The sequence below is a fragment of the Leucobacter sp. UT-8R-CII-1-4 genome (genome assembly GCF_030010235.1).
Classification (GTDB): domain Bacteria; phylum Actinomycetota; class Actinomycetes; order Actinomycetales; family Microbacteriaceae; genus Leucobacter.
The window spans coordinates 606,282-631,846 of sequence record NZ_JASCRS010000001.1; the positions used below are offsets into that span (position 1 = coordinate 606,282).

18 protein-coding genes are annotated in these 25,565 nt (G+C 59.4%); 2 read left to right on the forward strand and 16 right to left on the reverse strand.

Annotated features, from left to right (window positions below):
• Positions 1-57 precede the first annotated feature (57 nt).
• From QBL02_RS02720 to sdhC, 6 genes are all read right to left on the reverse strand, one after another.
• On the reverse strand, positions 58-6,684 hold the full coding sequence (locus tag QBL02_RS02720; protein WP_282724814.1) for a DUF5979 domain-containing protein: 6,627 nt from the start codon (positions 6,682-6,684) through the stop codon (positions 58-60).
• A gap of 295 nt (positions 6,685-6,979) precedes the next feature.
• Positions 6,980-7,945 (reverse strand): YihY/virulence factor BrkB family protein, encoded by a 966-nt coding sequence (locus tag QBL02_RS02725; protein ID WP_282724815.1) that lies wholly within the window; start codon positions 7,943-7,945, stop codon positions 6,980-6,982.
• A 154-nt stretch (positions 7,946-8,099) separates the two neighbouring features.
• Positions 8,100-8,873 carry a succinate dehydrogenase iron-sulfur subunit gene (locus QBL02_RS02730; protein ID WP_282724816.1) on the reverse strand — a complete coding sequence of 258 codons (774 nt, stop codon included), beginning with the start codon at positions 8,871-8,873 and terminating at the stop codon, positions 8,100-8,102.
• A gap of 2 nt (positions 8,874-8,875) precedes the next feature.
• The gene (gene sdhA, locus QBL02_RS02735; protein WP_282724817.1) at positions 8,876-10,708 is read right to left on the reverse strand and encodes a succinate dehydrogenase flavoprotein subunit; all 1,833 of its coding nucleotides are present in this window, start codon (positions 10,706-10,708) and stop codon (positions 8,876-8,878) included.
• 31 nt (positions 10,709-10,739) lie between these two features.
• Positions 10,740-11,183: a succinate dehydrogenase hydrophobic membrane anchor subunit gene (locus QBL02_RS02740; RefSeq protein ID WP_282724818.1), complete on the reverse strand. Its 444-nt coding sequence runs from the start codon at positions 11,181-11,183 to the stop codon at positions 10,740-10,742.
• Between the two features lie 19 nt (positions 11,184-11,202).
• A complete protein-coding gene (sdhC, locus tag QBL02_RS02745) occupies positions 11,203-11,619 on the reverse strand; it encodes a succinate dehydrogenase, cytochrome b556 subunit (protein ID WP_282724819.1) in 417 nt (138 codons plus the stop codon).
• A 235-nt stretch (positions 11,620-11,854) separates the two neighbouring features.
• On the opposite strand from sdhC, the gene QBL02_RS02750 reads away from it, so the two are divergent.
• Complete coding sequence (locus tag QBL02_RS02750; RefSeq protein WP_282724820.1) at positions 11,855-12,973, forward strand: mannose-1-phosphate guanylyltransferase; 1,119 nt, start codon at positions 11,855-11,857, stop codon at positions 12,971-12,973.
• Between the two features lie 38 nt (positions 12,974-13,011).
• On the opposite strand, the gene QBL02_RS02755 is transcribed toward QBL02_RS02750, so the two are convergent.
• Together QBL02_RS02755 and lysS are read right to left on the reverse strand one after the other, a co-directional pair.
• Positions 13,012-14,214: an MFS transporter gene (locus QBL02_RS02755; protein ID WP_282724821.1), complete on the reverse strand. Its 1,203-nt coding sequence runs from the start codon at positions 14,212-14,214 to the stop codon at positions 13,012-13,014.
• A 31-nt stretch (positions 14,215-14,245) separates the two neighbouring features.
• A complete protein-coding gene (gene lysS / locus QBL02_RS02760) occupies positions 14,246-15,790 on the reverse strand; it encodes a lysine--tRNA ligase (RefSeq protein WP_282724822.1) in 1,545 nt (514 codons plus the stop codon).
• A gap of 102 nt (positions 15,791-15,892) precedes the next feature.
• On the opposite strand from lysS, the gene QBL02_RS02765 reads away from it, so the two are divergent.
• The gene (locus QBL02_RS02765) at positions 15,893-17,098 is read left to right on the forward strand and encodes a multidrug effflux MFS transporter (protein ID WP_282724823.1); all 1,206 of its coding nucleotides are present in this window, start codon (positions 15,893-15,895) and stop codon (positions 17,096-17,098) included.
• A gap of 133 nt (positions 17,099-17,231) precedes the next feature.
• On the opposite strand, the gene QBL02_RS02770 is transcribed toward QBL02_RS02765, so the two are convergent.
• Genes QBL02_RS02770 through ftsH form a run of 8 tightly spaced genes read right to left on the reverse strand, consistent with a single transcriptional unit; the run spans position 17,232 to position 25,305 of the window.
• Positions 17,232-17,945 carry a DUF2520 domain-containing protein gene (locus tag QBL02_RS02770; RefSeq protein ID WP_282724824.1) on the reverse strand — a complete coding sequence of 238 codons (714 nt, stop codon included), beginning with the start codon at positions 17,943-17,945 and terminating at the stop codon, positions 17,232-17,234.
• Positions 17,945-19,855, reverse strand: a complete 1,911-nt coding sequence (locus QBL02_RS02775; protein WP_282724825.1) for a PH domain-containing protein — start codon at positions 19,853-19,855, stop codon at positions 17,945-17,947. Before QBL02_RS02775 ends, QBL02_RS02770 begins: the two co-directional genes overlap by 1 nt.
• A complete protein-coding gene (locus QBL02_RS02780; RefSeq protein WP_282724826.1) occupies positions 19,852-20,352 on the reverse strand; it encodes a PH domain-containing protein in 501 nt (166 codons plus the stop codon). Before QBL02_RS02780 ends, QBL02_RS02775 begins: the two co-directional genes overlap by 4 nt.
• A gap of 56 nt (positions 20,353-20,408) precedes the next feature.
• Positions 20,409-20,903 carry a DUF3180 domain-containing protein gene (locus QBL02_RS02785; protein WP_282724827.1) on the reverse strand — a complete coding sequence of 165 codons (495 nt, stop codon included), beginning with the start codon at positions 20,901-20,903 and terminating at the stop codon, positions 20,409-20,411.
• Position 20,904: 1 nt separating this feature from the next.
• On the reverse strand, positions 20,905-21,465 hold the full coding sequence (gene folK, locus QBL02_RS02790; protein ID WP_282724828.1) for a 2-amino-4-hydroxy-6-hydroxymethyldihydropteridine diphosphokinase: 561 nt from the start codon (positions 21,463-21,465) through the stop codon (positions 20,905-20,907).
• Positions 21,462-22,703, reverse strand: a complete 1,242-nt coding sequence (gene folP / locus QBL02_RS02795) for a dihydropteroate synthase (protein WP_282724829.1) — start codon at positions 22,701-22,703, stop codon at positions 21,462-21,464. The genes folK and folP overlap by 4 nt, the downstream gene beginning before the upstream one ends.
• Before the next feature lie 23 nt (positions 22,704-22,726).
• Entirely contained in the window at positions 22,727-23,305 is a 579-nt protein-coding gene (folE, locus tag QBL02_RS02800) for a GTP cyclohydrolase I (protein WP_282724831.1), read from the reverse strand.
• On the reverse strand, positions 23,302-25,305 hold the full coding sequence (ftsH, locus tag QBL02_RS02805) for an ATP-dependent zinc metalloprotease FtsH (protein WP_282725270.1): 2,004 nt from the start codon (positions 25,303-25,305) through the stop codon (positions 23,302-23,304). Before ftsH ends, folE begins: the two co-directional genes overlap by 4 nt.
• Positions 25,306-25,565 lie beyond the last annotated feature (260 nt).

The window sequence follows — 25,565 nt, forward strand, 5'->3', positions numbered from 1 at the left end:
GAGATGCAGAAGCCCCTGCCCCGCAACTTTCGCTGCGGAACAGGGGCTTCACACTAGTTAGGCCTGCTTACGCTTTCGGTTTCGAACCTCAAGCGCGATCGCCGCTCCACCGATCAGGAGCAGGGCCGCCATTGCCGCAAGCGGCATGGTGCCTGACCAACCAGTATTTGGCAGTGGCTTTGCAACACCCTCGAATTCGTTCGAGAAGAGCACGACCACGCCATCCTTCGGAACTACAAATTCCTCAGAGGCGGTGCCATCAATCTTCTCGCCGTTAATCGTGACCGTGGTACCAAGAGCGCCGCCATCGTTGGTCTCGACTGCGGTGCATCGTGCACCCTCGGGAATGTCACTCTGCGTGCGCAGGGCGCCACCCTTGACCGTGAAATCACGCACGATCGGCTGATCGTAACCGTTGACCTCACAGCTCAGTTCGAAGCCGTATTCGGCGTTCTTCTTCGCGTCTGGCACAGGATGCGAGTTGTTGCTGGTCGTCACCTTCTGCACAGCAACACCGGCAACAGTGTAGAAGTTGGTGAACTCAAGCTCCGTCTGCGAACCATTAGCCTCGCGAATCTTGACCTCTGCCGAGAGACCGTCGTCAGCGGGCGTTACGCCAGGAGTTGTCGCAATCGAACGAGCGGTTTCACCGTACTCGCCAACTGCACCAGTCTCGCTCGCCGAGCAGTCTGCACCGATCGGAATGTTTGGCACAGTTGCGCCGAACTTCCAGGTGCCGTCGTTCTGCTCAGTCTTCACCAGCTTCACGGTGCCGTTTGCGCCCATGTCGAGAGCAACCCGGTCGTCACCATTCGCGTCACCGCTAGGTACGGTACAGCTGAGATTCACGTCGAACTCGTCAGGAGCGTAGTTTGCGCCCTGGCCCGAAATCTTCTTCGAGATTTCAAGGTCCATGGTCTTCACTACGACGCCTGCACGGTGCTGCGAGCTAGGCAGACGCAGCTGCGCACCGCTCTCATCCCAAGCCGTCATACCCGCCTGGTTCCAAGCGAACTGCTGGGTTGCGAAGCTATCAAGCGATGGTGCGAGCTCTCCAGTAGTGCCAGCCTTTGCCAGGTTCACGGTGCGGAAGTTGATACCGATACGGCCGGTTGGCTGCAGCGGAGTCGCACTCATATCGATATCGAAACGCACACCTGCGATGTCTTCAACAGCGAATGGCAGCGCCCCAGCATCAATGTCGTACCACTGGTTTTCAGGCACCAACGTCGTGTTCTCACACGTTGGGTCTTGTGGCCACTTCGAGTCACTCCCCGAACCGATGCAGGCAGCTGCTTGGTCAGTGACGTCAATTCGAACGACAGCGCCTGCAGGCAGACCGGAGATGTTGCTGAAGTTGTCCTTCACTACCGAGTTTGCGAGCACTGGCTTGTAGCTTGAACCACGGCTTGCACCGCCGTCAAGCCTGCGGTCGCCTTCCCGTGGCAGCATGTCAACGACCACCATACGGCTCAGCGCCGTGCTGCCGGTGTTCACATTCTGGATCGACCAAGTATCGGTCGCACCGGGAGCTGTGTATGACGCGCATGGGCTGCGAGTGTAATCAGCTGACAGGAACGGAACGTTTGGCAGCGTGCACTCACCGCCACGCGTGTTCATTGCACCGTTCACCAGGTTCTCACCAAGAGTGTCTTCGATTTCACCCGAGACGCCCTTCAGTGAAACCGCTGAGGTGCCGAGGCGAGGTGTTACGTAGTTGTTGTTCGCACACTCGTTGAGCGCGGTCGGCCGCGGCTCAGTGGTGAGGCCACGCTTTGGCGCCACACAACTTGCAAGATCGACACCGGTGGTGACAGTGAACTTGTTCACTGCGTGGGTACCAGTTGGTAGTGGATCAAGCGCGAGATTCAGCGTGATCGTCATAGTCTCGCCCGGATACATACGCTGTCCTTCTGGCCAGCGGAATGTGATCGTATTGCCAATGTCTGCGACATCGATCGAGATCTGCTCTTTATCGGTAGTCAGACCTTGACCCTTTGGTCCAGGAGTAGACGTGTAGGTCGGGAGTTCCCAGTCCCACTTCAGCGTGCTTGGCAGGCTATCTACGACCTTGTCGATCGGCAGGTAGCTGTTTCCGGTGTTCTTGAACACCAGCTGCCAAGGCAGGCTTGCCAGCGGATCAACCGGGTGAGCACCAGACTCTTCCGGCGCACGCTTCTCTACGGTGATGCCGTGGGTGCCTGGCCCGAAGGTCACGGTACGCGTGATTTCGTCAGTCACCGGCTCGTAGTTCGGGTTCACAGCTGTAACCTGCACGGTGTTGTCTACACTGTCACCAGTCCAGTCAACTACCGCGTCGGCACGTAGCTGAACAGTGAACGGCAGAGCTGCCGACTCCCAGGAAGTGCTCCACGAAGCAGCCCCATCTGGGAAGAGTGGGTTGCTACCCGAACGGCTGAAGTCAACCGCGAGACCGCGCACCTGGGCGAAGTCTGCCGGATCAATCGTGTCGATTGAGACCCACGCATTGCCAACCTTCACCTGCACGTCACTCGTGTCGGCGTCCTTTGGCAGCTTGATCGAATCAACACTCTTCAGCTCGAACTTCTCCCAGAATTCTGGGGTGGAGTCTTCGATTCGCAGTGAGCTAATCGGAGCTGTCGAGCCCTTCGGCGCAGCCGCGAGCGAAACACGCACTGGTGCTTCTGGCTCAGTCTCGTAGATCTCGGTGTTACGCGACGAACCGTGCAGCACGGCAATTGTCTTGCTTGCCTCAACGTTCACGGTCGGCTTCTTCAGCACGATCGTTGCTTCGTCGGTGTCACGAGGCTGTTCGTGCGGCGCAACGACTGCGTCCCATGCACGAACAACGCCGTTGTTCTTCACCGACTCGATGGTGACAAGGCCGCTACCCTCAATACGCTCGCCTGTCGCGCGATCAAACTCGCGCAACTGCACATCCATGATCGTGGTCAGCTTCGCGCCAACCGGAATGCGGTTGCCGTTTACCTGCGGCTCGGTGCCGGTGAAGGTGGTCGATACACCGATAAGGTTCGGCAGCAGCGCTTGGAACGCTGGATCATTGTCAAGCACCTGCTGCAGCTTGAACGTTTGACGTGTTCCTTGCGGGGTGCTGCCGTCGTAGATCCAAACCTCAACCTCTGACTCATCACGGTCGATGTAGTCGGGAATTGGGCCGTAGCTCACCTTCGTAATGTTGACATTTGCAAACGGGTTCATGCCGTCTGCTGCTTCGGTGAGGAAGTTACGGCCAGCAAACTGGCTGTCACCGATCATTACTGGATCGCTAGATGGGTTGCGGGTGTCTGCGATACGGAGCATCGCGAGACTCATCGCACCATTAGCGTTTTCTGGCGTTTCTGAGGTGTTCATCGCAGTGAGGCTGTACTGCGCTCTTGGGAAATCAGCGGCAGCGACTTCACCCTGGTTTGGCACAACCAGGTCGATTGAGGCTGCGGCCGAACCGCTTGGCTGACCATTCGGATTCACAGGGCGCACGGTCTTGTCGAGGTCGACGTTCACGCGGCCATCAATGAGGGTCACCTCAGCCTTGGCGGTGCTGGTCTCGCGAACCTTGCCTGCGCCACCGGTGATGCTGAAGTCGTTGCTCACGCAATCCAACTTGCTTGGGCCACAGTTGAAGCCGCTGCCACCTGCGATGACCCACTTTGGTGGGGTGCCTTCGACGTAACCGTCTGTGCGGGCGGCGCTGCGCAGCTGCCATTTGAGTTTGTAGCTGCGCACGTCTGCTGATGAGGAGACTCCGCTACCAACCTCAGGAACAGTCGGATCGTATGTCGCCGGATCACTTGGATCGCCGCCTGCAGCGAGACGTGCTGCTGAGTTCTCCTGAACAATCAGTCGCATTCCGAGCGCGGTCAGGTGCTCACCGGTTTGTTGGTTGAGCTCATAACCCTTGAAGCTGCCGTTTGCAGTCATCCAGCTACCACCTGGCGCTGGCACGCTGTTCCAGGTTGTACCGTCGAAGAGCTGCACATCTGTGATCGTGTCCCACTTGAGGCGTGGATCGAGTGTCCAGTTGTCGTTCGCGCCTGGTGCCGCGCCCGAGGTACGGATCTCAGAAATACCGAGCAGGTTAAACGCCTCGAAGACGGTGCCCTGGCCACTGGCACTCGTGGTGCCAGGGTCTTGCAGAGTCACCTCAGGAATGCCCGTTTTTGTTACGGCCCATTTCTGTGTGGTTGAGACTTTGGCGTTCGACTGTGAGGTCAGGAGCTTGTCGCTCCAAGACTTCGAGGTCCAGACGTCATACTCGCCACCCGGGACCGGTCCGGTTTCACCCTCGCCACCGCGAATCACTACCGAAATCTTGTCTTTGACAATCGGTGAGGTTACCTCGCGAGGTCCAAGCTTTGCCTTGGCCTTAGCGATTACGGTGTTTTCGTACGTGACCTCAGGCTCCTCCTTCGGACCACCGGTTGGCTTCGTCGGATCGCTGCGCAGAGTCTGTCGGGCAGTGAACTTCATGTTCGGTTTCAGCAAAGCGGTCTGCGAGAGACCCTCGGGATGCGTGTAGACAAACTGCACGCCAATTGTGTCGGCTGGCAGATCGAGCGCCTGATCCGAAGGTGGATCTACGGCAACCATTTCCCAGGGGCCACCCTCGGACTTCTGCACGTTGATCGTGAGTGTCGCAGCGGTTGGGGTACCGTCACCGCCAAGCGGCCTCGTGATTGGTGGCAGCACTTGCTTTGCATCAAATGCGTCCCAGAAGTTATTTGCCGATCCGCTCGAACTTGCAAGCGAGTCTTCAATAATGATCTCGGTTGGTTTGGTGGTAGCGCCGCCGGTCTTTACGACGGTGTCAAGCTGCACGTAAAGGTCTTGTCCTGGCAGTACCGTGTTCGGGCCTGCCTTCTTCTTCACGGTGACCGTGACCTTCGGAGCAACGAGCGTGATACTCGCGTCGACCGTCGCGGAGTCTTCTGGGAGACCTGTCGCCCCACCCGTTACGGTCGCAACGTTTTTAACCTTGGTGGTCTGACCGTCAGCAACGAAGTCGCGTGTGCCGTTCGTTGCCATCTTGTAGTGCACGAGTGCCTGCGCACCCGGAGCAATCGCACCCTGGAACTCGAGTTCAAAGCCCTTCACCACGCCACTGTTTGGGGCAGCGGGCAGCGGTCCGTTTGCTGGCACGATCACTTCGATGCGAGTGTCATCGGCCATGGTCCAGGTGAGCTTTGCACCGTTGTTGCCGGTTGGCCACACGGTTTTGGCGTTGTCGAATCCGGCAAAAATGAGATTCTCACCAAAGTATTCGGCATCGGCGCCGGTGCTCGGTTCGGTGACCTTGAGCGAGTTCAGTTCGGTACTGAATGGTTCTTCACGGTTGGTCGCTTGTACGACCACACCGACAGCTTCACCGGCTGGCACATCACGCAGATTCTTTTCTGGCTGGCCATCTGGCAGACGGTAGAAACCCTTCGACGCCTGCACGTCCACGCGTGTAGCGATCGCTTCAAAGGTTGCTTCCATCGTGGTGGTTGCTTCTTTGTCGCCGGTGTTTACGGTTGCGGCGGCCGTGTTGGTGACACTCCAGCCACCTGAAAGCGACTGGTTCGTTGCACGGTTCTTGTCACGCTGAGTGACCTTCATGCCCTGAGTGACCTTGGTGCCCGGAGCAATGTCGGCGTTGGAGGCATCGTATTCGATGTGCACGCCACCGATGTTTTTGGGATCTTGGGTTGCACTATCCCAAGGCACCCAGTTCCAGCTTGCTCCGTCGAAGTAGTAGACCTCAACGAGAACGGTTTCGACACCAGCGGGGATAGTGGTGAGCGGATCGTTTGGAGCGAGGAACCCGGCGAAGTCAACGAAGTTGAATGGGTTATTGGCGGGCAGTGTGGTGGCGCCGTTTGGCGTAAGCGCTGGATCGGCTGGGTCGCGCAGATCGATCTGGTCTACGTCAATGTTTGAAGCCTGAGTTGCCGATACGGTGATCGTTGACTCAAGACCAGCTTGGAATGGCTGCGCTGCAGGTGACCAGGTCTTTTTCGCGTCGACCTTTGGCATGACCGGGTTGTCGATCTGCACGGTTGCCGAGTCGGTGCGGCGAAGTGGCGTGACTCCGGCCTTTGCGGTGATCGTCGCGGTATTGACGAGGTCTTTTTTAAGAATTGGGCTGTCGGTGCCGATATCGCTTGGCACAACAAGGGTGTATTCGATGACGCCGGCGCTACCAACTGGCAGGCCAAGTCCGTCGTCGTTGCCTACGCCACCAAATACTGGCAGAGCGACCGAGAGCGCGAGCTTCAACTCTTCTGGGTCAGCAGAGAGCACACCATTCACCGGGGCCGTTGGTGCGGGGCCTGAGGTGACACCAGGAAGTTCGAGGGTGAGGCCCGTCTGCGCGCCGTTTACGCGCGCGCTGAGGCCACGGATCTCCCATCCGGCAAACTCCTCGGGCAGTTTGTCGGTGATGAGCACTGGTCCGTCAGCATCATCGTCGTTTGCCTGAAAGTTGATCTTGTAGTTCAGGGTGGCGCCCGGGCGAATGTCGCTCACCGAGTTTTGGTCATTGACTTGCTTGTCAATTGAGACTGATGCGCCGTCAGCTGCCTGTGCAGGCTGTAGCGTGCCGCCTGCGACAATGCCGGAGACTACGAGCAAGGTGGTGAGCACCCCGCCAATCAATCTCATCAATCGTGGCTTCGTGCTGCCCTGTGCCGTGTCGGTTGTCATACTCTCCCCGCTTGTCCCCCCAGATTTCACGAGACAGAAGATGAGTCACACTTGTGGTGAGAACCTTCGCTTCTATGCCGGAAATCCGCTACTTCAACCCTGCGCAAAAGACAGGTGTGTCACACTCCACAGGCATTTTCGCCGGCAGTGAACGCAGATATGCCACTCAGTCTCACACTCATGTGCATAAAATTCAATAGATTAGGTGCACATTTGGCCAAAATCGTGCGCGCTTACATAAGCACTAGGTGAAGGTCCCAAAAAATCGTGAATCACCTAGTTTTGACCGAGAAAATCAATCCTCAAGATCAGTAGGCGGCAGGCCAACCGTGCGGTCTACACCAGTTGCGATCCACGCAGCCGTAAGCAACAACACCCGACAAATCAGGTTGAACCAGAGCAGCACACCAATCAACACCGCGAAACTCGCAAGAAGCTGATTACTTGAAGCGCCACCGAGCAACGAAGCGCCCAACACCTTCAACACCAGCAGGCCAGCACCACCGAGCGCACACCCAATCAGCAGCTTCATTCGTGGCACTCGCACCTCAGCAAGATACCGGTGCATAGCCATCAGCATGAGCACGTCAAAGACATACATCGCCGCATCACGCGCAATGGTGCCCATCGTGCCAAATAGCCAGGTACCCCGGCTCCACCCGAACCAGTCAAAAATCGCGTCAGTGATATTCGAACTGAGCACCGTCAAGCTCGCGGAAACTAACAGCGCAATGCCAAAAAGCAACGCAAGCAAAAAATCACGAAGCTTCAGCAACACCGCATTGCGATACTTACGCACGTCAAGACCAAAGATGATCCGAATCGAACGCCTCGTGCCCGTAAACCAGTTCAGCATCACCCAGAGCAGCGAAATAGATGCAATAACTTGCGTCCAGGTGAGGGCTCGTGACTTCAAAAGTTCATCAGGTTTTACGAGACCATCGGGGCCGATCAGCCCCGGCACCGAAACATTGATCTGTTCGATCAAAGCATTCAGCAACTCAGGTCTGTTCGAGAGCGCAATTCCCAGCACACCAAAACCGACCCAGAGCGCTGCGACCACGGCAAAAAGGGCCTGGTAGCTCATGCCAGCAGTGAGCACACTGCCGCCGACATCGGTGAAATGCGAGAACGCGCGCCACGGCCGCGTCTGCTGCACCCACTGCCACCTGCTTCGGCCAACGGCAACCGCCTGCTGAATCGACGATAGTTCGTCGTGCACACGGTCGCTTGGCGTTTCGGCAGAGCGAGTCGATGTCATGTAGCTGAGTCTAACGCTGTCGCATTCATCGGCACGGTTCCCGGCGCGGGATCGCCCAGCCCGCACACGCCAACACTCCCGGCGCTATGCGATCCAACGCACAAAAAAGCGCGGCACCCCCGAAGGGATACCGCGCTTTTTAGCGAAACGAAACTTACTTCGTCTTGCCCGAGATGATTGCAGCCTTAACCTCGGCAATTGCCTTGGTGACCTGAATGCCACGAGGGCATGCATCGGTGCAGTTGAAGGTCGTGCGGCAGCGCCACACACCCTCGGTATCGTTCAGAATATCGAGACGCACCTGAGCCTGATCATCGCGCGAGTCGAAGATGAAGCGGTGGGCGTTCACAATTGCAGCTGGGCCGAAGTACTGACCATCGGTCCAGAACACTGGGCACGAGGTGGTGCAGGCGGCACAGAGAATGCACTTGGTGGTGTCGTCGAAGCGCTCGCGATCTTCGATCGTCTGGATGCGCTCCTTGCCAGCTTCTGGCTTCGAGCTTGCTACGAGGAACGGATTCACGGCGCGGAACGCGTCGAAGAAAGGTTCCATATCGACGATGAGATCCTTCTCAAGGGGCAGGCCCTTGATCGCCTCAACGTAGATTGGCTTGCTGATGTCGAGATCCTTGACCAGGGTCTTGCAGGCAAGACGGTTTCGGCCGTTGATTCGCATCGCATCGCTACCGCAGATGCCGTGCGCGCAGGAGCGACGGAAGCTCAGTGAGCCATCCTGATCCCACTTGATGCGGTGCAGTGCGTCAAGAATACGGTCGGTTGGGTACATGGGAACATCGAAGTCCTCCCAGTACGCCTCGCGGCCCGATTCTGGATCGTAACGACGAACCAGCAGGGTAACGTTAAACGGCTTGAGGCCAGCTTCTTCAGCTGGAGTGCCGGGAGCCGTAGAGGTCACAGTTGCGCTCATTCTTAGTACTTCCTCTCCAGCGGTGGGTAGTTCAGCTCGCCCTTTTCGTTCTTCGTGAAGACGACAGGCTTCCAGTCAAGGCGAATGTGATCTTCAGGATCAGCCGAGTGCGGGTCGCCAGTGAGATACGCCATGGTGTGCTTCATGTAGTTCTCATCGTCACGGTTCGGGTAGTCGTCGCGCATGTGGCCGCCACGGCTTTCCTTACGGTTACGAGCAGCGAATACGAGCACCTCAGCGAGGTCGAGCAGGAAGCCAAGCTCGATTGCCTCAAGCAGATCGGTGTTGTAACGCTTGCCGCGATCCTGGATTCCGATGTCCTTGTAACGGTTGCGCAGGTTGTGAATCACACCAAGCACCTCAGTCAGCGACTCTTCGGTGCGGAACACCTGTGCGCCGCGGTCCATTGCTTCCTGAAGTTCCTTGCGGATATCAGCAACACGCTCGGTGCCGGCAGCGGTACGAACCTGCTCAACCAGCTCGCGGATTTCCTTCGCAGGATCGGCAGGCAGGTCAACAAACGACGCGGTCTGCGCGTAATCAGCAGCGTTGTTGCCGCTTCGCTTACCGAAGACGTTGATGTCGAGCAGCGAGTTGGTGCCGAGACGGTTCGAGCCGTGCACCGACACGCAAGCGCACTCGCCCGCTGCGTAGAGACCTGGCACGACGGTGTCGTTGTCCATCAGGACCTCAGCGTCGTTGTTGGTCGGAATACCGCCCATTGCGTAGTGCGCCGTTGGGAACACTGGCACTGGCTCGGTCACTGGATCCACACCAAGATAGGTACGTGCGAACTCGGTGATGTCTGGCAGCTTGGTTTCGAGAACCTCAGCACCGAGGTGGGTGCAGTCGAGGTAGACGTAATCCTTGTGCGGGCCAGCACCGCGACCATCGAGCACCTCTTGCACCATGCAGCGTGCAACGATGTCACGAGGCGCGAGGTCCTTAATGGTTGGCGCATAACGCTCCATAAAGCGCTCGCCACTTGCGTTACGCAGGATCGCGCCCTCACCACGTGCACCCTCAGTCAGCAGAATACCGAGGCCAGCAAGGCCGGTCGGGTGGAACTGGTAGAACTCGATGTCTTCGAGAGGCAGACCCTTGCGCCAAACGATGCCAACGCCGTCACCGGTCAGGGTGTGCGCGTTCGAGGTGGTCTTGAAGACCTTGCCGAAACCGCCGGTAGCGAAGACGATCGACTTTGCCTGGAAGACGTGCAGTGCGCCGGTTGCGAGCTCGTAGGCCACAACACCAGCTGGCTTGCGGTCCTTGCCCTCACCGGTCATCACGAGGTCGAGCACGTAGTACTCGTTGTAGAAGTTCACACCGAGCTTCACACAGTTCTGGAACAGAGTCTGCAGAATCATGTGACCGGTACGGTCCGCTGCGTAGCACGCACGGCGAACTGGGGCCTTGCCGTGGTCGCGAGTGTGGCCACCGAAACGACGCTGGTCAATCTTGCCCTCAGGCGTGCGGTTGAACGGCAGACCCATGTTCTCGAGGTCGATCACAGCATCGATTGCCTCTTTTGCGAGAATCTCAGCTGCGTCCTGGTCGACCAGGTAGTCGCCGCCCTTGACGGTGTCAAAGGTGTGCCACTCCCAGTTGTCTTCCTCAACGTTTGCGAGCGCTGCAGCCATGCCACCCTGCGCTGCACCGGTGTGCGAACGCGTTGGGTAGAGCTTGGTGATCACGGCAGTCTTGGCCTTCGGGCCGGCCTCGATCGCTGCGCGCATGCCGGCGCCGCCAGCACCAACGATGACAACATCGAACTGGTGGTAGGTAACGCCGTCCTTGACGGTTACTTCCTCGCCCTCATGGGTGTTGGTAGTCACGAGTTTGCTACTCCTTTAGAAAGAATGAAATCTAGAGATTGGCGCAGAACGATGCGACCAGATCAGCTGGAGCTCCAGCTGGGCATGGATCGAAGGTCAGCACGACGAGGGTGCCGAGCAGGATCAGCAGCGCAGCCGAAAGGAAAAGTGCGACCTTGAGGCCCTTCGCAAGGCCTGGGCGGCTCACGTAGTCGTTCACGATCGTGCGCATGCCGTTCGCACCGTGAATCAGTGCGAGCCAAAGCAGCAGCAGATCCCAGACCTGCCAGAACGGGCTAGCCAGCTTGCCGCCAACGAAGCCAAAGTCAATCGCCGAGATTCCGTCACCAACCATGAGGTTCGAGAAAAGGTGGCCAAAGATCAGCACGACGAGCAGAACGCCCGATACGCGCATGTAGATCCAGCCCCACTTCTCCCAGTTGGTGCGCTTCTTTGCAGGAGTCTTGGAGCGGGGGTTTTCGATAGTCATAGTCATCTCTATTTACCTCTCGCCCTTAGTGTCCGAATACGTTCATGAGGTGGCGTGGCGTAAAGCCGAGCATCACGACAACCCAGAGCGCAATCACAATCCAGAACATTGCACGCTGGTACTTGGTGCCCTTGCTCCAGTAGTCAACGAGAATGATGCGCAGACCATTCAGCGCGTGGAAAGCAATCGCACCGACGAGACCGGTTTCGCCAAGACCCATAATCGGGTTCTTGTACGTTCCCATCACCGCGTTGTAGGCCTCGGGGCTTACGCGAATGAGTGCCGTGTCGAGCACGTGCACGAGCAAAAAGAAGAAGATTGCTACGCCAGTGATGCGATGAAGCACCCATGACCACATTCCCTCATTGCCGCGATAGAGCGTGCCGCCTGGGCGGCTCTTCTTCGCAACTACCGGCGTCGCCTGAGCGGGCCTAGCTGACACGAGCATCCTCCTAGAATCGGTTGCACCGAAGTAAATCGGTATCAGGAGCAAGGTAGGCAGCAACATCGTCGTGATGTCAAACCGCAAAACCTGCCGCGCCCTCCATTATGACACTGTTCTTGCGTGTCCCGATGCCATTGCGACACTCACCTTCATCAGATGATTGCTCGCCGCGGGGTTCCCTACTCCCCAATTCTGAGCCAGCGCAAACCCACAGGCGACTAGGCTTGCAGCTATGAACAACAGCACGGCGATGGACCGTTTTACCTGCGTCATCCCCGCAGGCGGAGCCGGATCTCGACTCTGGCCACTTTCTCGCGCGAATGCACCAAAGTTTTTGCTCGATCTGACCGGCAGCGGCACATCACTCCTGCGCACCACGTGGGATCGCCTATCGCCACTCGTTCCAGCCGAACGAATGATGGTGGTTACAGGTTCGGCCCACCGCGATTCAGTCGAATTGCAACTGCCCGAGATTCTCTCTGAAAATCTGGTGATCGAGACCGAACCAAAAGACTCTTCAGCAGCAATCGGCCTGGCAGCAGCACTGCTCGAACTGCGCGATCCAGACGCGATCCTTGGTTCCTTCGCAGCCGACCACGTGATTCGCGGCAATGTTCTGTTCCAGCGCGCGGTGCGCACAGCTGTGCAAGCCGCAGATCAGGGATACATCGCAACCATCGGCATCCACCCTGCTTTCCCAGCAACCGGCTTTGGCTACATTGCATGCGGTCAGGCGCGCGGCGACCTGGCACCGTTCGACGTTTACGACGTCACCCAGTTTGTTGAGAAACCAGACGAGGCAACCGCAACCGAGTATCTGAAGCGCGGCGGCTACCTTTGGAACGCCGGCATGTTTATTGCTAAGGCCAGCGTGTTGCTCGAACAAATGGCACTGTCCGAACCAGAGATGGTCGCGTCGCTACGCGAGATCGCTTCGGCCTGGGGCACGGATCGCGCAGCCGAAGTACGTGAGCGACTCTGGCCAGCACTGCCAAAGGTTGCCATTGACTACACCGTTGCCGAACCAGCAGCCGAGGCCGGGCGAATGGTCTGCGTCACCGCACACTTCGAGTGGGACGATGTGGGCGATTTTGCGAGTGTCGCGAATCTGCTCTCGCGTGGGCGCAAGGGCGACCTCGCGGTGCTTGGCGACGGTGCACAGGTGCTCTCTGATCGCTCAAGCGGCATTGTCGTGAGCGAAAGCGATCGTCTTGTCGCGCTCGTTGGCATGCAAGACATTGTTGTGGTTGACACCGCAGACGTGTTGCTTGTCACCTCGAAAGAGCACGCGCAAGATGTGAAGAGTTTGGTCGAACGGATGCGCGGCCGAGGCGGCAAACACCTGCTCTAGCTCAGGCTCATCAACGCAACACAACGCGAAGCGTCAGGTCAAACACCGTGCTTCTGCGAGCGTGACTGTAGCCAAGCTGCAGCAGCGGCAGACAGCACAACCGCGACAATCATCGCCACGGTGCCGTTCCATCCTGCTGCGGCAAAAGCAAGACCGCCGGTCCAACCGATGAGGGTTGATCCAGCGTAGTAACCCAGGTTGTACAGCGAGGGCGCGAGAGTTCTCGCGCCCGGCTCGGCACGCTGACTAACAAGCGTGAGGGCAATCGAGTGTGCCCCGAAGAAGCCGACCGTGAAACAAACCAGACCGACAATAATCGCGATCAGCCACGGCAGCATGGTGAGCAAGATACCAAGCAACATCACACCGAGACTCAACAGCAACACCGTGATGGGCGAGACTCGCGCGGTCAACGACCAGGCGCGGCGCGAGGCAAACGCGCCAGCAAGATAAGCCAAAAACAGCCACGAGACGGCAGTGAGACTCAGGCCGAACGGGGCCTCTTGCAAGCGAAAACCAAGGTAGTTGTACGCCGAAACAAAACCACCCATCAGCAAAAACGCCTGCAGCACCATCACCATCACACCCGGATTTCGCAGGTTCGCGATTGTCGCCCGCCAAATCGGTAAACCCTTCGCCGGGGCAATCGCAGTTGGCGGCATCAAAAGCGCAAAGCTGACCGCCGCCACCGCAGCTACAGCACCAACCGCGAACAACCCCCAATGCCACCCGAACGCTTCACCAGCGGCCGCGGCAATGATTCGACCGGCCAAGCCGCCAATCGTGTTGCCAGCGATAAACGCCCCGACAGCGCCGCCGAGCGCCATCGGCGTGACCGTCTCGGCGAGCGCCGTCACACTGATCGCCGGCAACCCAGCGAGAAACAAACCCTCGACGAAACGCAGCGCAACAAGACTCTCAAACGTCGGCATGAACGGCGTGATCAGACCAACCGAAACTGCCAACAAAATTGCCCAGCGCATCGCCCGCACACGTCCGATTCGATCGCTCAATCGACCCCACGGCAGCATGCCGATAGCAAGCCCAATCGTCGTGGCACCGATTGCGAGCGACGATGAACTCTCGTTCATACCAAAGTCGCGCGCAATTTCGGGCAAGACCGCTTGCGGGGAGTACACCTGCGCAAAGGTCGCAAGCCCCGCACAAAATAGTGCAATGAGCGCACGCCGATAGCGCGGGCTTCCTGCGGGAGCTCGCGGATCCTCTACTGCTTCGGACACGCGAATACTGCGTTTAACGCGGCTGTTGCGGTTACTTTACGAGCGGGAACAGAATGGTCTCGCGAATGCCGAGGCCAGTGAGGGCCATCAGCAGACGATCCATGCCCATTCCCATGCCACCGGTCGGCGGCATCGCGTGCTCAAGCGCGCGCAGGAACTCTTCGTCAACGTTCATCGCCTCAACGTCACCGCGGGCTGCTTCTGCCGCTTGCTGCACAAAACGCTCACGCTGCACAACTGGGTCGATCAACTCGGAGTAGCCGGTGGCTAGTTCGAAGCCGCGAATGTAGAGATCCCACTTCTCAACCACACCGGGGATACTGCGGTGGTGGCGGGTGAGCGGGCTCGTCTCAACCGGGAAGTCCATTACGAAGGTTGGCTTGGTGAGCGAGTCGATCACAAAGTGCTCCCAGAGCTCTTCGACCAGCTTGCCGTGGTTTGGCAGCTTCACCTCGACACCCTCGGCGTCGGCAATAGCCTGCAGTTCTTCGACACTCGTCTCTGGCGTGATCTCGCGTCCGGCTGCCTCGCTGAGCGAACCGTACATCGAGATGCGATCCCACTCGCCACCGAGGTCGAAGAGTGTGCCGTCGGCCCACTCGACTACGTGCGATCCCTCGCGCTCGGTGCCGATATTTGTCGCGAGTGCAGCGTTCTGCACGAGCGCCTGGGTGAGGTCGGCGATGCCGTTGTAGTCGGTGTATGCCTGGTAAGACTCAAGCATCGCGAACTCTGGGCTGTGCGTCGAGTCTGCACCCTCGTTGCGGAAGTTGCGGTTGATTTCAAAAACGCGCTCAAGTCCGCCGACAGCGGCGCGCTTGAGGTAAAGCTCGGGCGCAATACGAAGGTAAAGTTCCGTGTCGAACGCGTTCGAGTGCGTCACAAACGGGCGAGCGCTCGCGCCGCCGTGCATCGTCTGCAGCATCGGCGTCTCAACCTCGATGAAACCGCGCTCAGCGAAGGTCTGTCGCAGGCTTGCCATAGTTTTTGCGCGGGTGAGCACGTTGGTGCGTGCGCGCTCACGCTGAATGAGGTCGAGGTAACGCTGGCGAACTCGTGATTCTTCGTTCAGTTCGGCGTACATGTTTGGCAGCGGCGCAATCGCCTTTGCCGCGATGCTCCACTCGTTGACCATCACCGAAAGCTCACCGCGACGGCTCGAGATAACCTCACCGCTTACGAAGAGGTGATCGCCAAGGTCGACCAGTTCCTTGTAGAGCGCGAGTGATTCTTCACCCACGCTTGCAAGGCTGATCATGGCCTGAATACGGGTGCCGTCTCCGGCCTGCAGGCTCGCAAAGCAGAGCTTTCCGGTATTGCGCTGGAAGACAACGCGTCCGGCAATGCCGACTGTCTGGCCCGACTGGCTATCAGGTTCTGCCTCAAGGTGGCCCCAGGTAGCGCGCACCTCTGGGATCGTGCTGGTCACGGGAACTGCCACTGGGTAAGCGCCACCGCCCAGGTCATCACCGGCAAGCGCGTTGAGTTTGTCGCGCTTCTCCAGGCGCACCCGCTTCTGCTCGAAAACTTCTTCGTCGCTCAGTGGGGTCGTCTCGGGGGCGTGCTGGTCACTCATGCTTGCGGCATCCTTTTTTGCGGTCTGACGTACTGATCCAGTCTACCCAGTGTGCAAGGCGCTGCGAGCCGTCGGCCAACAATCGCAAAGGCGCCATGTATTGTGACGGGTATTGTGACCTCACGTTCTCCTCGCCTTACCCCGCTGCTGCTCGGGGTGCTTGGCTTTACCGGCGCGGTGAGCCCGTTCGCGACCGATATGTATCTCGCCTCTTTCGGCAGTATTCAAGCGGACCTCGGCACAACGGCCTCGCTCGTGCAGCTCACGATGTCGGTGTTTTTTCTCGGCAACGCTGTTGGGCAGCTGTTAATCGGGCCGCTCTCTGACAGTCTTGGCCGCAGACCGATGCTGCTCACGGCCCTCACCATTTACTCAGCGCTTGGTATCGCACTGGTATTCACCCCTTCGATTGAGGTGTTTATTGGGTTGCGTTTGCTGCTCGGTTTCACCGGATCTGCAGGCATCGTGCTGGCCCGCGCGATTGCGGCAGACCTCAGCGAGGGGGCTACCGCGGTGAAGGCTCTCAGCGTGATCGCGATGGTGGGTGGCCTCGGGCCGATCTTGGCACCACCTATCGGTGGCCTCACTCACGAGCTTTGGGGGTGGCGCGGAACGCTCGCAACACTGGCGGTGATTTCGCTTGTGATGCTCGCGCTCGCTTGGATCTTCATTCCCGAGTCGCTCCCGCCAGAGTCCCGGCGCCCGGCACGTATCGGCCAGACCATCGCAACATTTGCTTCACTGGTGCGCGCGCCAAAATACATCGGCTTTGTGCTCGCGTTTGTCTTTGGTTTCAGCGCCATGATCATCTATATTTCGGCCTCGCCGTTTGTCGGGCAGGACGTGCTCGGCATGCCTCCGCTGCTTTACGCTTTTGGGTTTTCAGCGGGCGGCGCAGCTCTTGTGATGAGCAATATTGTGAACGCGAGGATCGCTGAGCGAGTCGGCCCGGTACGCATGCTGGGCTACGGCGTCGCCGTGCTCAGTCTTGGCGGGGCGGCGATGCTTGCGCTCAGTCTGAGTGGCGCGCTTTCGCCCTGGAATTTCATCGCGAGCGCATTCGTGCTCACGGCGGGCGCTGGTTTCACCATGTCGAATGCGAGTGCGCTCGCCCTCGCCGAGGCGTCTCACGCACGGGGTGCTGGTGCGGCGCTGATGGGCTGCCTGCAGTTCACCTTCGGCGGTTTGCTCGCTCCGCTGGCCGGCGCCTGGGGGCCTGACACTGCCGTTCCGATGGCCGTGCTGATCAGCGGCTGCGCGATCCTCGCGGCCTGCTTTGCAGCCTTCGCTGCGCGTGCCCGAGCATAACCCGCGCTGTCAACGCTCTTCTCCACCGAGTTCGCCTGGTTTCACCGAGATACACTCTTTTTTCGGCGAAATTTGAGTGTATCTCGGTACAAAGAGTGTGTTTCGATGAAGGGGTTGCGGGCGGCGCGTGGGATCAGACGTCGAGATCAGGGGCCTGGCCTGCTGCGGCTCTCAATTCTTCTTCGAGTGCGGCGCGCACAATGCCGCCGAGCAGTCGATCCGGCCTGTCGACACCAATCTCACGCAGTGAATCAACACCCTGTTTGACGACAGCGCGAGAAAACTCGGTCGCCGCGGAGATGGCTTCGGCGTAAGCCGGCCGGTCTGCTTCTGCAACAACCACAGGCTCGGCGCCCATCTCGACTGCCAGCGCCTGCCCAATCGGCAGAACGGGCGCGGGAGCTGTGACCGCGATACTGGCACCGACGAGTCGACCAAGGTCGAGACTCGTTCCAGTGAAAATGAGTGCTGGGTGCAGCGCGAGCGGAATCACCCCGGCAGCAAGCGCAGGGGTAAAAACTCCGTAACCGTGTTCTGGCGAGGTGTGCAACGCAATCTGCCCTGGCTGCCACGACTCCGTTTCGGTGAGACCGCGTACAAGCTGAGGCAGTTCGGCACCGGGAATCGCGAAAATCACCAGTTCGCTTCGGCGCACCACCTCTTGCACGTCGAGCACGGGCACACCAGGCAACAGCGTTTCGGCACGCTCTCGGCTTGCCTCACTGATAGCACTGATTCCGGTGATCGCGTGGCCCGCCCCGGCGAGGGCGAGGGCGAGCACCGGACCAACATTTCCAGCGCCAACAATGCCGATGCCGAGGCGGCCTTCACGCTGCTGCGTAGCCACTACTGCTCCGGGTTCAGTGGGTCAGGCTGCGCCGTTGGAGCTTGCGGATCAATCGGTTGTTGCACCGGCGGCAGGTACTGCACCGGTGGCTGCTGCGGCTGCACTGGCTGCACTGGCTGCTGAGCGTACTGTGTCGCTGGCGCGTTCGGAGCGTCATAAACAGGTGCCGCGTGGGCAGGCGCCGCATGAGCAGGTGCGCTCTGCACGGCAACACGACTCGTCGCATCAAGACCCTGCACGTAGACAACGTTTGCAGCGAGAGCATCAAAAAATCGCTGTGCTTCGTTTAGCTCAAGCCCGCGCATCTGCATGCGCACCGGTCCAAGCACAGTGTGCGCCTTCACTGAGGCGAGCCCCAACAGATAGTGCCCAAGTGAGCGGGTCAACTGCACCGACTGGGCACGAACGATCGGCATCACCGAGAGCGAGCGAGTGAGCCAGCCACGACGAACGCGCAAGCTTGCACTTGGGTCGTAAGGCTGATCAATCTGCACACCCGCACGGCGTACGCCAAACCAAAGCAACCACGCGCCGCGGCGGCCAGCCTTGATATAGCCATCGCCAGCGCCAACCAGTGCATCACGAAGTGTGGCGTGGCGATCCTCGTACCCGGGACCACCCTCATGCAGCAGCGTTTCGAATACGCGCACAACATCTTCGAGCTGGCCGACTGGCAACACGGTGTTCTGCATCTTGTTTTGACCCGCATCGGCGGCAGAGTGCCCCGCTGTCGTGATGCGAACCTTCCACCAACCGAATGGCCGCCAGCCCAAGGGCTGCAACGCCTCGACAGCGTGTACTCGACCAAATGGAATCGTCTCTGTAGAGGTCGCAGTAAGGCCAGCCCCAATTCGCACGCCATCTTCTGCGCGCGAGAGCACAAAGTTGAAACCCTTGTTGAACTGAGCAATCAGCACACCGACCATGACGATGCCAAACGGGAAAATTGCGGCAAGCATGAATGGTGAAGCAAAAATGCTGCCGATGATAATCGCGGCAACTACACCGAGCATCACGATCATTTCGGAGCTCAGCAAGATGCTGCCGATCAGTCGACCGACCGGCACCTTGATCATCATGCCCGAAGCGCGTGCGCTCGGATCGATGTCGAAATCTGCGATGTCGCGGAGCCTGCTGTCGATCGCTCCCGCGGCCACCGTGTACGGCTGGCCCGCGAAGTCAACAGCGATTGGGCCCTGCGGTGTCTGCGCAACTGGTGCCGCCGGGTAGGGCAGACCGGTCGCCGGGTCAATTGCTACCGGCGCATCGGCGATAGGAGCTCCTGGCATGCCTGGCACGGTTGGCGTACCGTACGCAGCCGCATCGGGTGCCACAGCGACCCCGGCTGCCCCAGCCTTGCTCACGCGAGCTGCAAGCAGAATCTGCTCACGCACGATCTTCGCATCATTGTGCCCGAGGAACTGCAGAGCAACCTTGCCACCCTGCCCGGCAGTTTGCACGTCAACCTGAGTCAGTCCAAGAATGCGAGCGAGCAGCGAACGCTGCAGGTTCACACTCTGAATTCGCTCAAGCGGGGCACGACGGTGCTGTCGAAACAGCACACCGTGCTTTACTTCCACTGCTTCCGAGGTAATACGGTAGGTGCTGAAGCGCCAGCTGAACCACGCGATGCCAATGATGAGCAGCACGACAACGGCAACACCGAGCAGTGCCCACACGAGCAGGCTCCTGCCCGCGAGATAGTCGATGATGTCACCCTCGTTTGGACCCATTGCGTCAACGACGCCTCGAGCTAGAAACAGCTCGATGAATCGGTCTCGAAGGTTCGCGATGACAATACCTGCCACCACGATAAGCACCAGTCCACCGCGCAAAAGCGGTGAGAGGGGGTGCAGTCTGCGCCACTCGGTTTCTAGCACCGGTGGCTGGGGTGTCGGTTCGCCGCTCACAGCCCCGACCGCCTCGTCTCAGCGAGTTCAACCAGTCGGTCACGAAGCGCTTCTGCTTCGGCCATTGGCAGGCCTGGCAGGTTGACGCCGGTTGCTGCACTGGCGGTAACAAACTTCAGGTTCGCGAGGCCGAGCATTCGCAGCAGTGGGCCGCGAGTGACGTCGACCAGTTGCAGACGTCCGTAAGGTACCGCGATGACACGCTCGAACATGATTCCGCGACGGAACAGCAGGTCGTCTTCGCGCAATTGATAGCCGATCGCGCGCACACGACGGAACGCCAAGATCGAATTCACGAAGAGCACGATCAGAAGAATCACCACGATGAGGTGCACCATAAACGGTGGTTTTTCTTCGGAGATGACCGAAACCACAAAAAAGTAGCCGACTCCGATCAGGAACACCCAAATCAGATTAAAGATGAGATCTACCCAGGCGTATCTCGGTGAGACTCGCTGCCAGGTGTTGCTGTGGGTTGGCCCCTCGGTATTGGTCATACGACAAGCCTACTGGCGACTGTTCTGCACGGTGCACCAAAATTCCTGCGATCGGGCTAGGCTGCGCCTGGCTCTGCCTCTGTGCCGTCGGTTCGTGGCCCATCAGCATCGTCTGCGCCAGGCGGCACACGGCAAAGCGATTCGGCGATAACACCGCACACCACCAAGGCGACTCCCCCGCCGAAGACGCACAGCATCGGCACCCAGCTTGCCGCCGGCGGCATCACGCTGCGCGAGAGCAATTGCAGTGCAAGCCCGGCCCCGAATCCGCCAATCAATGCGCCAACGAATTGACCAGCCCGAGCGCCGGCAAGTAAACGCACCGCGTGAAACGGGTTCACTGCTTTGCCCGACTTGTTCGTCACAGCTCGTCGAAGGGAAATACCGAGCGTCACCAGCACTCCGCCAAGCACCAATTCAGTCAGCGCAAGCGAAATTGGCGGCACGAGCGGCGCCATGCCTGCGTTTGACCGCACAAGCTGAAGCAAAAGCCCGATGCCGATACCGACCACCCCAAAGGTGGCCACCGTGAGCGGAGAGGTGCGCTGCATTTCAGGCCCTTTCTCCGAGATGCCCAGCATTTTCGCTCGGTGAAGTTTCGCCGGGCAGCGTCTCGTCGAGCGCACTTGTGGTGTCGCCGATCCTCGCCAAAAGCTCTTCGACGCGGCCGTGCCCAAGCAATACCGCGTTCGGATCGAGCGCAAGCCACGGCGAGAGCACAAAGTCCCGTTCGTGCGCTCTTGGGTGCGGCACGGTGAGCCGGTCGTCTTTGATGACGCGGCCGCCATACAGGATCAGGTCGATATCGAGGGTGCGATCGCCCCATCGCCTATCGCGAACACGCCCGTACTTGTGTTCTACTGCCTGCAGCAGATCAAGCAGTTCGTGCGGCGAGAGTGTCGTCTGCGCTGCGGCTACACCGTTCAAATAGCGTGGAGCATCCGGGTCTGGCCCAGTTGGCGTAAGCGCGATCGTTTCGCGCAACGGCGAGGCCCGAAAGCCCTCGATCCCGGCAGCTGTTGCAATCTCGTCTTGCGCTGCGACGATGGTCTCGCCTCGGTCGCCAAGGTTGGCGCCAAAGGCTAACAGCACTGGCACGAGCTGCGTAATCACCGAGCATCACCCCTTCGTCGCACAATTGTCACAGAAACATCTGCAAATTTCGCGTCAATCGGGGCGTCAGGTTTGTGCACGGTAATACGCGCTTCGCGCACAGCTGCATAGCTCAGAGCTACTTGCGCGACACGTTCGGCGAGAGTTTCGATGAGGTCGACCGGGTCTCGTTTTACGGCGGCGAGGATCGCATCCGCGAGTTCACCGTAGTGAACGGTCGCGGCGAGTTCGTCGCCTGCGGCCGCCGCTCTTAGGTCTACCGAGATGTCGGCGTCGATGAAGAAGCTCTGCCCTTGTTCACGCTCGAAGTCGAACACGCCGTGGTGCGCGAATACTTCGAGCCCGGTGAGCGTGATCCGATCCTGCGTAAAACCATCACTTTGCGTTGCTGCTGACGCAACGGCCTCTGTCGAGTTCGACACGGGAGTTTTCGCTGCGCCAGTTTGCAGCGCTGCCGCAATCGCGATCGCGTCGGCGCTCGCGCGGACGGCGTGCACCCGAACCCCCCAGACGCCTGCCATGAACGCACTCACTGTGGCTGTGGCTCCGTCGAGCCGCGCAAGATCGAGTGGATCGCTTGCGCTCTCCGGCAGAGTTTCTCGCAGCATACGTTTGCGTGAAATCCCGATGAGCAGCGGGTAACCAAGCGAGGCAATCTGATCTATCTGACCGAGCAGCTGCCAGCCCTGTGCAGCGGTCTTGTCGAAGCCGAGGCCCGGGTCGAGAATGATCTTGTCGGGCTGCACCCCTGCCGCAATGGCTGAGCCGGCGAGGGCAGCGAGCTCTGCCCGCACCTCGCTGACAACATCGTGGTACCCAGATTTATTGTGTTGTGGGTCGGGAATACCGCGCCAGTGCATCAGCACCAGGGTCGCCCCGGTCTCTGCTGCTACCCGAAGCATTTCTGGGTCGGCTGTTCCGCCAGAAACATCGTTGATGACGCTTGCACCGGCGGCCACGGCGAGCTTTGCGGTACTCGCGTTCACGGTGTCGATCGAGACTGCAATGCCCTCGGCAGTGAGAGCAGCAATCACCGGCAGCACTCTGCTCTGTTCTTCGTCAGGGTGTACCCGATCGGCGCCGGGCCGCGTTGATTCTCCGCCAACGTCAATGATCGTCGCGCCCTGCGAGACCAGTTCGCGGGCGTGCGCGAGAGCTGTCTCAGGATTGAAGTATTTTCCGCCGTCACTAAACGAGTCTGGGGTGACGTTCAGCACACCCATGATGTTTGTGTTCATTGTTGTGGGGCGAGAATCGGAACTCATCGCGATGAGGCGCCAATCAGTGCGAGTATTTCGGCGCGCATGCCCGGCTGTGAGAGCGTGCCGCGGGCAGCGATTGTGACAGCGGTCGCCTCGACTTGCTTCACTCCTCGGTCTGCAACGCAGCCGTGTGATGCTTCGAGCACGACGAGGACTCCTTCGGGAGCGAGCCCTTCGACCATTGCGTCTGCGATTTGCTCGCCGAGACGCTCCTGCATTTGAGGTCTAGCCGCAAGGGTCTCGACTACCCGTGGCAGCGCCCCGAGCCCAACGACTTTCTCGCCGGGCCGGTAGGCGATGTGCGCTCTCCCGCGAAATGGCAGCAGGTGGTGCTCGCACATCGAACGCAGCGTAATGTCGCGTACGAGCACCAGTTCACCGGTGTCTTCGCCGACCGGCACCGCATCAGCGAGCAGCGCGACCGGGTCTACACCGACTCCGCTAAAGAACTCGGTGTAGGCCTCGGCCACTCGATTTGGTGTGCTCGCAAGCTCCGCACTGTCGGGGTTCTCGCCAATCGCGATCAGCAATTCCCGCACGGCCTGTGCGACGCGGTCGCGGTCGACGGTTCCGCTCACTTCGCTTGGTCGCCTTGCTCGTTCGAAGAATCTGTTGCGTCTGCCGGTGTTTCGGTGGCCTGCTCGCTGGCGTTGTTTGCTGCGATTGGCTCGTCTGCCCGGGCGCTCTCAGGAATTTCGATCGGTGGCTGATCGCTCACCGGACGATCATTGCTTGACAGCCAGAGGCCGCGTTGCGGAACCTTCACGACGTCTTCAAAGATCTCTGCGATCTGAATGTGGTCAAGGGTTTCCTTTTCCATCAGTTCGCGTGCGAGGCGGTCAAGGACAGCCCGGTTTGTGGTCAGCGCGACATACGCCTCGTTGTGTGCTTGCTCAATGATTGCGCGCACCTCAGCGTCAACCGAGACTGCAACGCCTTCACTGTAGTCACGCGCAGAACCGAATTCGCCAAGGTAAGGCGAGGCCTGAGCCTGGCCGAGCTTGACTGGGCCGAGTGAGGCAGACATGCCGTAGTCGGTCACCATGCGGCGAGCGGTTGCGGTTGCCTTCTCAATGTCGTTACCGGCCCCGGTGGTCGGATCGTGGAATACAAGTTCTTCAGCAACGCGGCCACCCAGTGCGTAGGCAATCTGGTCCTGCAGCTCATTGCGGGTAACCGAGAATTTGTCTTCAAGTGGGATCACCATGGTGTACCCGAGCGCACGCCCACGGGGAAGAATCGTAATCTTGGTGACCGGGTCGGAGTGGTTCATTGCCGCAGCAACCAGGGCATGGCCGCCCTCGTGGTAGGCGGTCATCAACTTCTCTTGGTCTTTCATCACGCGAGTACGGCGCTGTGGGCCTGCAATCACTCGGTCGATGGCCTCATCGAGAGCACGGTCGTCAATGAGCTGCGCGTTCGAGCGAGCGGTCAGCAGGGCTGCTTCGTTCAAGACGTTCGCGAGGTCGGCACCAGAGAATCCCGGAGTCTTACGGGCAACCACGTCGAGGTCGACATTCTTCGAGAGCGGCTTGCCCTTGGCATGCACGTCAAGGATCGCTCGGCGACCCTTCATGTCGGGTGCGTCAACGCCGATCTGACGGTCGAATCGGCCTGGGCGAAGCAGCGCCGGGTCGAGCATATCTGCGCGGTTTGTAGCTGCAATCACGATCACGTTTGCGCGCTCGTCGAAACCGTCCATCTCGACCAGCAGCTGGTTCAGGGTCTGCTCGCGCTCGTCATGGCCGCCGCCCATTCCCTGGCCGCGACGCTGACCTACTGCGTCAATCTCGTCGACAAAGATGATGGCTGGCGCGTTTGTCTTGGCTTCTTTAAAGAGATCGCGAACGCGACTTGCGCCGACACCGACGAACATCTCGACAAAGTCTGAGCCTGAGATTGAGTAGAACGGTACGCCAGCTTCGCCTGCGACAGCGCGCGCGAGCAGGGTCTTACCGGTACCCGGAGGGCCGTAGAGCAGTACGCCGCGAGGAATACGTGCGCCCACAGCTTGGAAACGGGTTGCGTCGGTAAGGAAGTCTTTGATCTCGTGCAGTTCTTCGACGGCTTCTTCAGCACCGGCGACGTCTGCGAAGGTGACCTGGGGGGTGTCCTTTGAAATCAGCTTGGCCTTTGACTTGCCAAACTGCATGACCTTATTGCCACCGCCCTGCATTGAAGACAGGATCCACCAGAAGAACAGACCGATCAGCAGGAGCGGCAAGATGAAGGTCATCAGTGACCAGAATGCGCTCGGCTTTGGTACCTGGTCTGTGAAGCCGTCCTTTGGCGAGGCCTCGTTGACGGCTGCGACCACATCGCTGCCGCGCTGCATGACGTAGTAGAAGTAGACGTCGGTTGCGCCGGTCTTCTTGTCGGCCTTTTCGAGCGTCAGGTTTACGCGCTGATCACCATCGATGATTTCAGCTTTGGTCACCTGTCCCTTATCGAGCAGCTCGAGACCGCGCTCGGTCGTAACCTCACGCACGCCAGCGCCAGAGAGCAGCGACCAGCCAAGGAGCACGATGATTGGTGCCAGGATCAGGTAAACCAGTGGTCCCTTGAAGATCTTCTTCATCCGGGAACCACCGGGTGCAGTCTCAGCCAAAGCGCGGCCTTTCTATTCAAACTGCCATAAGCGTAGCCGCCACCGGCGACATTGCATCTGGGGATTCGCCCAGCGCGGAAACAATTTGGGCCGGAGCGCTCGGCTCCAGCCCAAACTAATTAGTCAAAGTACAGCGTATTACTCGCTGTAAACGTGCGCGCTGAAGCCACAAGCGAAGGCCATTTCTGGGCTTCGCCGCGACGCCAGCGCCGAGACCCTCTGGGACTCGG